Source organism: Streptomyces sp. NPDC050145 (genome assembly GCF_044460245.1).
In the GTDB taxonomy this organism is placed as follows: Bacteria; Actinomycetota; Actinomycetes; order Streptomycetales; family Streptomycetaceae; genus Streptomyces.
Map to the genome: position 1 here is coordinate 1 of NZ_JBITJS010000039.1, position 12,588 is coordinate 12,588.

At 73.0% G+C, this 12,588-nt stretch carries 14 protein-coding genes; 4 read left to right on the top strand and 10 right to left on the bottom strand.

Annotated elements, in window-relative coordinates:
* Positions 1-244 precede the first annotated feature (244 nt).
* Complete coding sequence (locus ACIBTU_RS39365) at positions 245-1,231, top strand: hypothetical protein (protein WP_399131609.1); 987 nt, start codon at positions 245-247, stop codon at positions 1,229-1,231.
* Between the two features lie 10 nt (positions 1,232-1,241).
* Here ACIBTU_RS39365 and ACIBTU_RS39370 read toward each other — a convergent pair whose 3' ends face one another.
* From ACIBTU_RS39370 to ACIBTU_RS39385, 4 genes are read right to left on the bottom strand one after another with little or no spacing between them, the layout of a single operon-like run.
* Positions 1,242-2,216: an ABC transporter substrate-binding protein gene (locus ACIBTU_RS39370; RefSeq protein ID WP_399131610.1), complete on the bottom strand. Its 975-nt coding sequence runs from the start codon at positions 2,214-2,216 to the stop codon at positions 1,242-1,244.
* A 35-nt stretch (positions 2,217-2,251) separates the two neighbouring features.
* Positions 2,252-3,088, bottom strand: coding sequence for an ABC transporter ATP-binding protein (locus ACIBTU_RS39375; RefSeq protein WP_399131611.1), 837 nt, complete (start codon positions 3,086-3,088; stop codon positions 2,252-2,254).
* A complete protein-coding gene (locus ACIBTU_RS39380) occupies positions 3,085-4,143 on the bottom strand; it encodes a FecCD family ABC transporter permease (protein WP_399131612.1) in 1,059 nt (352 codons plus the stop codon). The genes ACIBTU_RS39375 and ACIBTU_RS39380 overlap by 4 nt, the downstream gene beginning before the upstream one ends.
* Complete coding sequence (locus ACIBTU_RS39385; RefSeq protein ID WP_399131613.1) at positions 4,140-5,144, bottom strand: FecCD family ABC transporter permease; 1,005 nt, start codon at positions 5,142-5,144, stop codon at positions 4,140-4,142. The genes ACIBTU_RS39380 and ACIBTU_RS39385 overlap by 4 nt, the downstream gene beginning before the upstream one ends.
* Before the next feature lie 80 nt (positions 5,145-5,224).
* On the opposite strand from ACIBTU_RS39385, the gene ACIBTU_RS39390 reads away from it, so the two are divergent.
* Positions 5,225-5,881 carry an HAD family hydrolase gene (locus tag ACIBTU_RS39390; protein WP_399131614.1) on the top strand — a complete coding sequence of 219 codons (657 nt, stop codon included), beginning with the start codon at positions 5,225-5,227 and terminating at the stop codon, positions 5,879-5,881.
* Here the strand turns inward: ACIBTU_RS39390 and ACIBTU_RS39395 are convergent.
* Positions 5,854-6,111: a hypothetical protein gene (locus tag ACIBTU_RS39395; protein ID WP_399131615.1), complete on the bottom strand. Its 258-nt coding sequence runs from the start codon at positions 6,109-6,111 to the stop codon at positions 5,854-5,856. The genes ACIBTU_RS39390 and ACIBTU_RS39395 overlap by 28 nt on opposite strands.
* Positions 6,112-6,235: 124 nt before the next feature.
* Between ACIBTU_RS39395 and ACIBTU_RS39400 the strand changes: the two genes are divergently transcribed.
* Positions 6,236-6,619 carry a cold-shock protein gene (locus tag ACIBTU_RS39400; RefSeq protein ID WP_399131616.1) on the top strand — a complete coding sequence of 128 codons (384 nt, stop codon included), beginning with the start codon at positions 6,236-6,238 and terminating at the stop codon, positions 6,617-6,619.
* 160 nt (positions 6,620-6,779) lie between these two features.
* Here the strand turns inward: ACIBTU_RS39400 and ACIBTU_RS39405 are convergent, their stop codons facing one another.
* The 5 genes from ACIBTU_RS39405 to ACIBTU_RS39425 all read right to left on the bottom strand — a co-directional run bounded on the left by ACIBTU_RS39405 (position 6,780) and on the right by ACIBTU_RS39425 (position 11,121).
* Positions 6,780-7,526, bottom strand: a complete 747-nt coding sequence (locus ACIBTU_RS39405; RefSeq protein WP_399131617.1) for an SDR family oxidoreductase — start codon at positions 7,524-7,526, stop codon at positions 6,780-6,782.
* 117 nt (positions 7,527-7,643) lie between these two features.
* On the bottom strand, positions 7,644-8,510 hold the full coding sequence (locus ACIBTU_RS39410) for a 1,4-dihydroxy-6-naphthoate synthase (RefSeq protein ID WP_399131618.1): 867 nt from the start codon (positions 8,508-8,510) through the stop codon (positions 7,644-7,646).
* A complete protein-coding gene (locus ACIBTU_RS39415) occupies positions 8,507-9,196 on the bottom strand; it encodes a futalosine hydrolase (protein WP_399131622.1) in 690 nt (229 codons plus the stop codon). Before ACIBTU_RS39415 ends, ACIBTU_RS39410 begins: the two co-directional genes overlap by 4 nt.
* Positions 9,166-9,645, bottom strand: coding sequence for a DUF2771 domain-containing protein (locus ACIBTU_RS39420; protein ID WP_399131619.1), 480 nt, complete (start codon positions 9,643-9,645; stop codon positions 9,166-9,168). Before ACIBTU_RS39420 ends, ACIBTU_RS39415 begins: the two co-directional genes overlap by 31 nt.
* Before the next feature lie 135 nt (positions 9,646-9,780).
* Positions 9,781-11,121, bottom strand: a complete 1,341-nt coding sequence (locus ACIBTU_RS39425) for an MFS transporter (protein WP_399131620.1) — start codon at positions 11,119-11,121, stop codon at positions 9,781-9,783.
* A 380-nt stretch (positions 11,122-11,501) separates the two neighbouring features.
* On the opposite strand from ACIBTU_RS39425, the gene ACIBTU_RS39430 reads away from it, so the two are divergent.
* Positions 11,502-12,428, top strand: a complete 927-nt coding sequence (locus tag ACIBTU_RS39430) for a DUF3027 domain-containing protein (RefSeq protein WP_399131621.1) — start codon at positions 11,502-11,504, stop codon at positions 12,426-12,428.
* Positions 12,429-12,588: the final 160 nt, after the last annotated feature.

Below are 12,588 nucleotides of genomic sequence, written 5' to 3' on the forward strand. Positions count from 1 at the left end.
CCCCGCGCCCCTGATGAGGCTGCGCCTCATCGGGGAAATGCGACCCGAAGGGTCTGCATTTCAGGGGCGCGGGGAACTGCGCGACCAGCCCCCGCGGCGGGAGAGCCGAAATCAAGCCCCTCCGGCGCTTGAGGAGCGGGGGCCGGGGCGGAGCCCCTGGGGGTGCCACCGTCGCGGGTTGCGGAATCGGCGCCGGGAACGGGTACCGTCGGGGCGTCAAAGTGCGGACCCCGGAGGGGACTTCGTGGGGATTGAGAGCGATCAGATCGTCTTCGACTATCTGAGCCGGGTCGGGGACCTGGCTCAGCAGCGCCAGCTGCCGTCGTCGACGAGAATGCGACTGGTGTCGGAGCTGCGCGGCGAGATCGACAAGCGGCGCGCCAAGGTGACCGTCGACAGCCCGGCCGCGGTGCGCCGCATCATCGACCGCCTCGGCAGCCCGGACGACATCGTCACCGGCGCCCAGGACGGCTCCGCCCCCGACCCCGCCGAAACCCTCACCCGCCCCGTCCCCGAGCAGCGCGGCGCAGCCGCCCCGCGCCGCAGGGCGCCCCGCCCGCGCCGCGCCCCCGCCCCCGAGCCGGAGGCCCCCGTCCCGTCACCCCCGCACCTCGCCGGCACCGACGAACTCGGCGCGTCCGGCGGCGACACCGACTGGTGGCGGCTCGGCGAGGGCGGCGCGATGCCGCTCGGCGAGTCGGACAGCGTGCCGGGGTTCGTCGGCGGCGTCGAGATCCCGGAGCTCCTCAAGCCGCCCCCCAGGCCCGGCGACAAACGCCCCGACCTGCGGAAGAAGCCCGTGGAGGACGAGGCGGAGGAAGCCGAGGACGAGGAGGCGGAGGAGGCGGCCCCGCGCAAGCGGCGCGGGCTGCCGCGGCTCGCCGCGCCCGCAGGGGGCCTCGCCAACCCCGTACTCGTGCTCGCCGCGCTCGTCCTCGTCGCCGGCGCCGTCCTCGGCAACATCCTCGTCCTGCTGATCGGCTGGGCGGTCGTCTACCTGTCCCGGCGGCTGACCGAGGGCCAGAAGAAGTGGGCCGTGTTCGTGCTGCCCGGGGCCGCCGCGGCCGCCGGCATCGTCTGGCTCTGGGGCCGCAACGACGGCCGCTGGGGCGATCCCATCGCCGAGGGCCGGATGAGCGTGGCGATGGGCGAGACCTGGCCCTGGGTGCTGCGGGGCGCGGCGATCGCCTCGGCGCTGTACCTGGTGTGGCGTTCGCAGCGGCAGCGCTGAGGCCGAGGCTCTACGCCAGGTCGGACTGGAGTTCGCCGAGGATCTGGTTCGCGGCGGTGTAGCCGATGCCCTGGATCCACAGTTCGTCGTCGACCTGGAAGACCTTGCCGTTCTTGACGGCCTTCAGGTTCTGCCACAGGCCGCTCGTCGTGGTCTGCGTGACCTTGGCCTTGCCCGGGTCGCCGTACGTGGAGGTGAAGACGACGTCCGCGTCCGCCTTGTCGATCTGCTCGGGGCTCACCTCGTACGCGAACCCGTCCTTCGCCTTGTCGGTGATCGCGGGGCGGCCCAGACCCAGGTCGGCGAGGATCGTGCCGATGTAGTTCTGCCTGCCGTAGATCCGGATGTCGGCGCCCTCGACGAACCGGACGACGTTCACGTCCGTGCGGGCCGCCTTCGCCTTGCCGCCCAGGGACTTCGTGACGGCGGCGACGCGCTCGTCGTACCGCTTCACCGCGGCCTTGGCCTCGGGCTTCCTGCCGAGGGCGTCCGCGTGCACCAGGAAGTTCTGCTTCCACGGGTAGCCGGTGGTCTCGGTGAGGACGGTCGGGGCGATGGCGCTGAGCTGCTTGTAGCGCTGGGCGTCGCGGACCTTGCTGCTCAGGATCAGGTCGGGCTTGAGCCCGGCGATCTTCTCCAGGCTCGCGTTGGCGATCTCGCCGACCTCGGTGATGCCCTTGGTCCGCGCCTTGGGGAGGTACGAGAGGAAGGCGCTCTCGGCGCCGGCGCGGGTGGCTCCCACGGGGGTGACGCCCAGGGTGATCGCGGAGTCGAGCTCGGCGGTGTCCAGGACGACGACGCGCTGGGGGGTGTTCTTGACCTTGACGGGTCCCATCGCGGTCTTGACCGTGTGGGTGCCGTTCGGGTCCGCGCCGGGCTTCTTCTTCTCCGCCGGGTCGGAGGACGTGCAGGAGCTCACGGCGAGGACCGTGGCGAGGAGAAGGGTGCCGATGACTGTGCCGCGGTGCGTGAGGGAGGCGTACATGGAGTGCCTTTCGGGTCAGCGCCGTTGCCGGTCGGTCAATTGTTGCCGGGTACCGCTTTCGTCGGGGCGGGTCGCGGAGGGACGGCCGGTGTCCACGGCGTCCCGGGCACCACCAGCGGGGAGCCGGTGACCGGGTCGGGGACGACGACACACGTGAGGCCGAAGACCTCCTTCACCAGGGACTCCGTGACGATCTCCGCCGGGGGGCCCTCGGCGACGATGCGGCCGGACTTCATGGCGACGAGGTGGTCGGCGTAGCGCGCCGCCTGGTTCAGGTCGTGCAGGACGACGGCGATCGTGCGGCCGCGGTCGTGGTTGAGCTGGCGGACCAGGTCGAGGACCTCCACCTGGTGGGCGATGTCCAGGAACGTCGTGGGCTCGTCGAGGAGCAGGATGTCCGTCTCCTGGGCCAGCGCCATCGCGATCCAGACCCGCTGGCGCTGCCCGCCGGACAGCTCGTCGACGTTCCGGTCGGCGAGGGCGGCGACGTCCGTACGCTCCATGGCCTCGGTGACGGCCTTCTCGTCGGCGTCCGACCACTGCTGCCACCAGCTCTGGTGCGGCTGCCGCCCGCGCGAGACGAGGTCCCCGACGGTGATCGCCTCGGGCGCGACGGGGCTCTGCGGGAGCAGTCCGATGCGCTGGGCGATCTTCTTGGTGGGGAGCTCGGCGAGGGCCTTGCCGTCGAGGAGGACGGAGCCGCCGGCCGGCTTGAGGAGCCGGCCGAGCGCCCGCAGCGTGGTCGACTTGCCGCACGCGTTCGGGCCGACGATCACCGTGACCTGCCCGTCGGGCACCGCCAGGTCGAGGTCGTGCACGACGGTGCGGTCCTCGTAGGCGAGGGTCAGGTCGCGGGCCGAGAGCCGGCTCATGAAGTGCCTCCGGGACGACGGGAGCGGATGATCAGCCAGATCAGGTACGGGGCGCCGACCGCGGCAGTGAGCACGCCCACGGGCAGTTCGGTCGGCGAGAACAGGCGCCGGGCCAGCAGGTCGCCGACGACGACGATCAGCGCGCCGAGCAGCCCGGAGCAGAGCAGCGGGATCTGCGCGGTGCGGGTGAGGCGCCGGGCGATCTGTGGGGCGAGCAGCGCGACGAAGTCGACGGGCCCGGCGGCGCCGGTCGCGACGGACGCGAGGACGACGCCGAGCGCGACGAGCCCGAGCCGGACCCGGCCGAGCCGTACGCCGAGCGCGGTCGCGGTGTCGTCGTCCATGGAGACGGTCCGCTGGGCGCGCGCCGCCCACGCCACGCCGGGGGCGAGGACCAGCAGGGTCCAGGCGAGCGGCGTGGCCTCCGCCCAGCCACGCCCGTTGAGCGAGCCCGTCATCCAGATCTGCGCCTGCTGGGCGACGAGGTAGTCGCCCTTGGTCATGAACAGGGTCGTGACCGAGCGCAGGGCGATGGCGAAGCCGATGCCGATGAGCACGAAGCGCGTCGCGTGCAGCCCGCCGCGCCACGCGAACAGGTAGACGAGTGCGGCGGCGAGCAGCCCGCCGGCCACGGACACGTACGGCAGCACGGTGTACGAGGTGAGGCCGAAGGTCATCGCGGCGACGGTGACGGCGCTCGCGCCCTGGCTGATGCCGATGATGTCGGGGCTGGCCAGCGGGTTGCGGGCGACGGTCTGGATCAGCGCGCCCGCGACGCCGAAGGCGACCCCGACGAGCAGGCCCACGACCATCCGCGGCTCGCGCAGCGTGCCCACGACCAGCTCGTCCGGCGACGGCTGCCCGGTGAGGACCTTGAAGACCTCGGCGGGGCTGGTGAACGTCTCGCCGACGCACAGGTACGCGAGCGCGCCCGCGGCGAGCAGCAGCGCGAGGACGACGGCCACGACCGCCGCCCTGCGGTGCAGCAGGAAACGGGCCCGGCCCGCGCGGACGACCGTGTATCCGGCCGGGCGGACCCCGGCGATCGAGCTCACGCGGGCACCGCCTTCCGGCGCACGAGCGCCACCAGGAACGGCACCCCGATGAGCGCCGTCATCACGCCCGCCGGCACCTCGCTCGGCGGGAAGACCACGCGGCCCACGGTGTCGGAGACCAGCAGCATCACGGGTCCGACGAGCGCGGCCATCGGCAGCAGCCAGCGGTGGTCGGAGCCGACGAGGGCGCGGGCGATGTGCGGCACGGCCAGCCCGATGAACGCGATGGGCCCGGCCGCGGCCACGCCCACCCCGGTGAGCACGGTCGCGCCGAGCCCGCCGACGATCCGTACGGTCGCCACCCGCTGCCCGAGCCCCTTCGCCACGTCCTCGCCGAGCGCCAGCGCGTCGAGCCCGCGCGCGACGGACAGCACGAGGACGGCGCCGACGAGCAGGAACGGCCACACCTGGCCGACCAGCTCCGCGTCCCGGCCGGACAGCGAGCCGACCTGCCAGAACCGGAACTCGTCGAGCGCGGAGGCCTTCGTGGTGAGGATCGCGGTGGTGACGGAGACGAGCAGCGCGTTGATCGCGGCGCCGCCCAGCGCCAGCTTCACCGGGGTCGCCCCGCCGCGCCCGCCGGCGGCGATCGCGTACACGGCGACGGCCGCGATGCCCGCCCCGGCGAACGCGAACCACACGTATCCGGTCAGTGTGTGGACGCCGAGGTACGCGATGGCGAGCACGACGCCGACCGAGGCGCCCTGGCTGATGCCGAGGATGCCGGGGTCGGCGATGGGGTTGCGGGTGATGCCCTGGAGGACGGTGCCGGCCAGCGCGAGGCCCGCGCCGACCATCAGGCCGACGAGCGTGCGCGGCAGCCGCAGCCCGCGCACCACCTCGGCCGCGTTGCTGTGCCCGCCGTGCAGCAGGGCGTCGAACACGGCGGACGGCGCGATCGGGCGGGCCCCGACCGCGAGGCTGAGCAGCACCGCGAGGGCCAGCGCCGCGGCGGCCGCCACGAGTGCGGCGACCCGGGTGGCGCGGCGTCTGACGGGCATGGGCGAGCTCTCTCCGGACGGTGTGATTGGTAAGGCTTGGCTAACTAGGTGATGCCGGGCTCATCGTATGCCCGGGCACAATGGCCCCTATGGCTGCCCTTCAGAACCCCGCGCACACCGGCCCCGTCGTCGGCTTCGACCTCGACATGACCCTGATCGACTCGCGACCGGGCATCCACGCCACCTGGCTCGCCCTGTCCGAGCGGACCGGCACGTACGTGGACGCGGACCTGGCGGTCAGCCGGCTCGGGCCGCCGCTGGTCGAGGAGCTCGCGAACTGGTTCCCGGCCGAGCGGATCCAGGAGACGGCCGAGCTCTACCGTGAGATGTATCCCACACACGCCATCGCGCCGACGCTGCCGATGCCGGGCGTGCACGAGGCGATCGCCGCGGTGCACGCGGCGGGCGGCCGCGCGATCGTCGTCACGGCCAAGTACGAGCCCAACGCCAAGCTGCACCTCGAGCACCTCGGCATCGACGCGGACGCAGTCATCGGCGACCTGTGGGCCGAGGGCAAGGGGGAGGCACTGCGCGAGCACGGGGCGAGCGTCTACGTCGGCGACCACACCGGCGACGTGCGCGGCGCCCGCACGGCCGGGGCTCTGTCCGTCGCCGTGACGACGGGGCCCTGCTCGGCCGAGGAGCTGCGGGCGGCCGGCGCGGACGTGGTGCTCGCCGACCTCACCGCGTTCCCCGCGTGGCTGGAGAGCTACACGGAGCGGGCCGCGCGCCGCTGAGCCGCGATGCCCTTCAGGACCCCGGCACCGGCCAGCAGGAAGCCGACGCCCATCAGCATGCACACCGCGTAGGCGACGGGCGGGAACGGGTCGCGGTGCAGGAACAGCGGAGCCATCGTCACGAGCGTGGCGATCGCGCCGACGACGAAGACGATGCCGCCCGCCTTCACGAGGCCGTCGCCGGGGCCGGACTCGCTCGTCCGGGAATTGGTTTGGGTTTTGTCACGCACCCAGCCAGGGTAGTTCCCAGCGCACAGGGACCCATAGTCTTGGTGGAGGCGGGTCGGTCGCGACCCGCTGTACTGCTGTCCAGAGCGATTTCGAGCACTTCGAGTACGGGGACGAGGGCTTCACGTGCCTACGGGAAAAGTCAAGTGGTTCAACAACGAGAAGGGCTTCGGCTTTCTCTCCCGCGACGACGGCGGCGACGTCTTCGTGCACTCCTCGGTCCTGCCCGCCGGTGTCGACAGCCTCAAGCCCGGCCAGCGGGTCGAGTTCGGGGTGGTCGCGGGCCAGCGCGGTGATCAGGCGCTCTCGGTGACCATCCTCGACCCGACGCCCTCGGTCGCCGCCGCGCAGCGCCGGAAGCCGGACGAACTGGCCTCCATCGTCCAGGACCTGACGACCGTTCTCGAGAACATCACGCCCGCCCTTGAGCGGGGCCGCTACCCGGACAAGGCTGCCGGCAAGAAGATCGCGGGCCTGCTCCGCGCGGTCGCCGACCAACTGGACGTCTGAGGTCTCGTCGCGGTCTGCGGCCCGGTGGGGGCTGGTCGCGCAGTTCCCCGCGCCCCTGAAATGCACGCCCTGCGGGCGGCATTTCCCCGATGAGGCGAAGCCTCATCAGGGGCGCGGGGAACTGCGCGAGAAGCCCCACCGGGCCGCACCCGCCGACGATTCAGACCCGACCGAGCCATTCGGCGACCGTAGGACCGACGAGCCGAGCCGAAGACGGGGCCAGCAGAACTCCCTCCCCCAGAGCGGGAAGCACCGGCGGCACCGTCTTCACGGGGCGCTGATCCCCGCGGGCCTCGAGAAGACGCGCCGTCAGCTCGGGGAGCCGAATCCGCTCGGGCCCGCTCAACTCGACCCGCGCCCCGGCGAACTCCCCGACACACGCCTCTGAGACGACCTCGGCCACCGCATCCGCCGCGACGGGCTGCACCAGCCAGTCCGCCACCGTGACGGCGTCCTCCGCGAACCACACGGCCGCCGGATTCTCCGCGAACTCGTGCCACTGCGTCGTCTTCACGACCGTGGCCTCGAACCCGCTCTCCGCGATCACCCGCTCCTGCGCCCGCTTGGCGAGGTAGTACGGGTGCCGGTCGAAGACCGGGTTCTCGATGTTGGTGATGGAGACGGCGACGAACCGGCCGACCCCCTGCTCCCGCGCCGCGTCGAGCAGCCTTCGCGTCGCCGCGACGATCGCGGCGACGACATCGGCGTCCGGGTCCGCCGGAGACGCGTTGGACGCGTCGACGACCACGTCCGCCCCGGCGAGCGCCTCCGCGAGCCCCGCCCCGGTGTGCAGGTCGACCCCGGCGGACCGGGAGACCGGCACCACGGTGTGGCCGGCCGCCGTGAGCCGCCCGGTGATCAGGGAACCGACGGTACCGGTGGCGCCCGCGACAGCGATTCTGCTCATGTCCGCACTCTCTTCTCTCTCGACCTCGACGTCGACCGCGAGGTCGACTCCGTCCAATCTAGGAGCGGAATCGACCCTGCGAGAGGTGCATTCAGAGCGCGAGAACGTGGGTCAATTTCAGGGGAAGGCCAGCGCGTCCGGGGCGAGCGCCGGGACGAGACCCTCCGCCGCGGCCCGGGTCAGCAGCCCGCGCACCGCCGCGTAGCCGTCCTCGCCGAGGTCCGCCGTGAACTCGTTGACGTAGAGCCCGATGTGCTGGTCGGCGACCGCCGGGTCCATCTCCTGGGCGTGCTCCATCACGTAGGGCCGCGAGGCCTCGGGGTCGTCCCAGGCCGCGCGGACCGAGCGGCGGATCGTGTCCGCGTACCCGCGCAGCGTCTCCGCGCCCAGCGAGCGCCGCGCGATGATCGCGCCGAGCGGGATCGGCAGGCCGGTGGTGGCCTCCCAGTGCTCGCCCATGTCGGCGAGCTTGTGCAGGCCGTAGTCCTGGTACGTGAAGCGGGCCTCGTGGATGACGAGCCCGGCGTCGACCTTCCCGTCGCGCACGGCGGGCATGATCTCGTGGAACGGCATGACGACGATCTCGCCGACCCGCCCGCCCGGCACGGTGTCCGCGGCCCACAGCCGGAACAGCAGGTACGCGGTGGAGGTCTCGCTCGGCACGGCGACCGTCTTCCGGGACAGGTCCACCCCCGGCTCCCGGGTCAGCACGAGCGGCCCGCAGCCGCGCCCCAGCGCGCCGCCGCAGGGCAGCAGGGCGTAGTCGTCCAGGACGTACGGCAGGACCGCGTACGACACCTTCAGGACGTCGTACGAGGGGTCGCGGCGCTCGGCGACGCCGTTGGTGATGTCGATGTCGGCGAAGGTCACGTCGAGCGCGGGGGCGCCCGGGACGCGGCCGTGGGCCCAGGCGTCGAAGACGAAGGTGTCGTTCGGGCAGGGCGAGTACGCGATGCGGACGGAGCCGGTGGCTTCAGCAGTCATGTCGTCTTCCAACTCGTGAGGACGGGCGCCGCCTTCCCGAACGCCTCCGTGAGCGCGGCGAGCGCGTCGCCGATGCGCCAGGCGGCGCGGTCGCGGGGCCCGACGGCGTTGGAGACGGCGCGGATCTCGGCCACCGGCACACCGTGCGCGGCGGCGGCCTCGGCGACCCCGAAGCCCTCCATGGCCTCGGCTACGGCGCCGGGGTGGCGCCGGGCGAGAAGCGCGGCACGGTCGGCGGTGCCGGTCACCGTGGAGACGGTGAGCACGGTGCCGACGGCGGCACGGGTGGCGGCCGCGAGGTCTCGTACGAGGGAATCCGGCGGACGGTGGGTGACGGTGCCGAAGCCCAGTTCGGTGACCGGCAGGAAGCCCTCGGGGGTCTCGGCGCCCAGGTCCGCGACGGTGATCGCGTCGGCGACCAGGAGCGCGCCGGGCGGGGCGGTGAAGCCGCCGCCGATGCCCGCCGAGACGGCGAGCGTGTACGGGCGGCCGGTGAGGGCCGCGGTGGTGAGCGCGGTGGCCGTCCCGGCGGCGGCCGCGGCGGGACCGACCCCGACCGCGACGACGTCGATCGCCGGGTGCCCCTGGAGCCCGCGCGCCACCGCGTCCCGTTCGGCCGGGACGGCGGTGGCGACGAGGACGCGCGCGGTGTCCGTCAGGAGTCCTTCTCGAGCTTGAACGACCAGGTGCCGTACGCCTTCGCGTCGCCGCCCGAGAGGATGGTGACGGTGGTGGAGGAGCCGGTGGCGCCGTACTGCTGGTTGAAGAAGACGCTGCCCGGGACCGTGCGGTAGGTCTTCTTGCTGGAGTCCGTGAGCGGCTGACCGTTCATCAGGATCGTCCAGCCCTTGTCGGCGATGTCGGGGTCGACGCCGAAGCGGACGGTCTCGTCCGGGTCCACCTTGATCTTCTCGGTGTCCTCGGTCTTCTTGAGGCAGCCCTGCAGCTTGGACAGCGGGATGGACTTCCCGTCGTCGTAGCAGGAGGCCTCGGTGTTCGCCGTGCTGGTACCCACCGTGACGGTGGCCAGCGGGGTCGGCTTGTCGCAGGCGGAGAGGACGAGCAGTCCGGCGCCGACGGCACCGACGGCGGCCACGGTGCGCCTGTGGCGCACTACGAAACGCTGGGAGGTCATGGCGGAAGGCTATCTGGGTGGCGCGAGGGTGTGCCGGGTGGGTGGTACGTCGGCGTGTGCCCGTGCCCTTTCGTCGCGGGCTGCGCGTTTCGTCACCGGCCGCAGACCGCCCCTGTCACAGAAAGCGGCACACGATTAGGCCACCCGGGTGCGGCGTCCCGAGCCGCGGTGGGCCGAGGAGAGAAGGCCCCGGACCGTGGACAGCCAGCCCGCCGTGAGGACCGCCGCCGCCACGGACAGCCCCACCGTCCCGTTCAGGGGCAGCACGATCCCGACCGCCCCGCCCACGACCCAGGCCATCTGCAACAGGGTCTCCGAGCGCGCGAACGCCGAGGTCCGCACCCCTTCCGGCACGTCCCGCTGGATCGTCGCGTCCAGCGACAGCTTCGACAGGGCCTGCGCGAACCCGGCGACCGCCGCCAGGCACGCCGTCATGAACGCCCCGAAGAAGAGCGCCGAGACGACCGCGACCCCGGCCACCACGGCGACCGCGCTGACGATGATCAGCTCCGGCGCCCGGGCCTTCAGGGCGGCCCCGACAGCCGTCCCCAGCGCGTTCCCCACCCCCGCCGAGACCGCGACGAGCCCCAGTGAGACCGCCGCGCTCTCCCCGGTCAGCGGATGCTCGCGCAGCAGGAACGCCAGGAAGAAGATCAGGAACCCGGACAGCCAGCGCAGCGTCGCGTTGGCCGCCAGGGCGTGCGTGACGGCCGGGCCGACCGTGCGCAGCCCCGGTTTGCGCTGCTTGCGCACGGGCCCGTGCAGATGCGCCTCGTCGGCCGCGAGCAGCGCCCTGGCCTCACCCTTCGCCGAGTCCACCTTGTGCGGCAGCGACAGCGACAGGAACATCCCGGCGATGAAGATGACGAAGGCGCCGTAGAGCGGCCAGCGCGGCCCGATCGCCTGGAGGCCCGCGCCGATCGGCGCGGCGATGCCGGTGGCGAGCAGCCCGCCGAGCGTGACCCGTGAATTGGCCTTCACCAGGGAGAAGCGGGGTGGCAGCAGGCGCGGCACGACCGCCGAGCGCACCACGCCGTACGCCTTCGAGGAGACGAGGACGCCGAGGGCCGCCGGGTACAGCTCGATGCCGCCGGTGACCACGGCGCCGGACAGGACGAGGGCGAGCAGGGCGCGGGCCAGCATGGCGCCGGCCATCGCGGCCCGGCGGCCGTGCGGGAGGTGGTCGAGCAGCGGGCCGATGACCGGGGCCAGGAGCGCGAAGGGGGCCATCGTGATGCCCAGGTAGAGCGCGACGCGCCCGCGGGCCTCGTCGGTGGGGACGGAGAAGAAGACCGTGGAGGCGAGCGCGACGGTGATCATGACGTCGCCCGCGCCGTTCACCGCGTGCAGCTCGATGAGTTTTCCGAGGCCCGACTCGCCGGCGCCGTGCGCGTGGGTCGCTTTCCGGATGCCGCGGGCGGTTCCGGTGAACGGAAATCGCAAGGCGCGCCCGATGCGGCGGGCGATCCCGCTCATCGGGCCCGCACCGCTCTTCTCGTACCGCGTCGCGCCGGACGAACGCGACGAAGCGGACGACGACTTCCCGGAGGCCACTCAGCCATAGTGCCCCGTGAACGGGTGTACTAGTGCCGATATGGGCATGCGGGTCTGGTTTCGCGTGCGGTGCCGCTCGTACGTCGGTGTGGGCGCGGGGCGCAGGAAGAGGTAGCGTGCGTAGCGCGCCCGCGGTGGTTGTTCTCGGCCGCGCGCCTCTCGGCCATCCCGCAGAATGGGTGACGTAGGTGCGCCCGGAACGTCGGGCGCGGACGTCGACGCGGCCCCCTGGTCCGCTCCGCCCGCGCTCCCGCACACAGGACGGCGCACTCGTGAGACGGCGTAGGAGAGAAGCGATACCTGTGAGCGCAGCGACAACGCGAAGCCGCACCCCCGACCGTCTGTGCGCCGAGGCGGTCGGCCTCGCACGGGCGGCTGCCGAGGAGGCGGCCGCGCCCGGGGTGGTGGGCGAGCACGTCGAGATGGTCGTCGAGGGCGACCGCGTCGTCACGCATCTCTTCGAGTGCAAGGAGTTCGGCTACCGGGGCTGGCGCTGGGCCGTCACCGTGGCCCGTGCCTCCCGCGCCAAACACGTCACGCTCGACGAGACGGTGCTGCTGCCCGGCCCGGACGCCCTCCTCGCCCCCGAGTGGGTGCCGTGGAGCGAGCGGCTGCGCCCCGGGGACATGGGGCCGGGCGATCTGCTGCCCACGGAGGCGGACGATCTGCGCCTGGAGCCCGGGTTCACCGGCGAGGACGCGCCGCCGCCGAACTCGGCGGTGTCCGATGAGATGGCCGAGCTGGTCGAGGCCGAGGACGTCGAGGTGACCGAGGGGCCCGTCGCGGACCTGCCGGTCGCGCCGTCCCGCGGCTCCATCAGCGCGGTCGCCGAGGAGCTCGGCCTGCGCCGCGCCCGGGTCCTGTCCCGCTACGGGCTGCATGTCGCGGCCGACCGCTGGGAGGAGTCCTTCGGCGCGAAGACGCCCATGGCGCAGGCGGCCCCGGCCACGTGTGTCTCCTGCGGCTTCCTCACGCCCATCGGCGGGTCCCTCGGCCAGGCCTTCGGTGTCTGCGCCAACGAGTTCGCTCCGGCGGACGGGCGCGTCGTCTCCCTCTCCTACGGTTGTGGCGGCCACTCCGAGGCGGCGGTCATGCCGAAGACTCCGCGGCCTGCTCCGCCGGTGATCGACGAGACGATCGTGGAGCCGATGCCGTTGCACCCGGCGCCGGACGCGGGGTCCGTCGGCGCGGTTGCCGATCCCGGCGCGGACGATCTCGGGCACTCCTAGGCGCCCATCCGTCTGCCGGGTGCTGACGCGTCCGCGGCTGCGGGCCGGTGGCTCCGTCTCGCGCAGTTCCCCGCGCCCCTGATGAGGCTGCGCCTCATCGGGGAAATGCGACCCGAAGGGTCTGCATTTCAGGGGCGCGGGGGACCGCGGGACCCGCCCC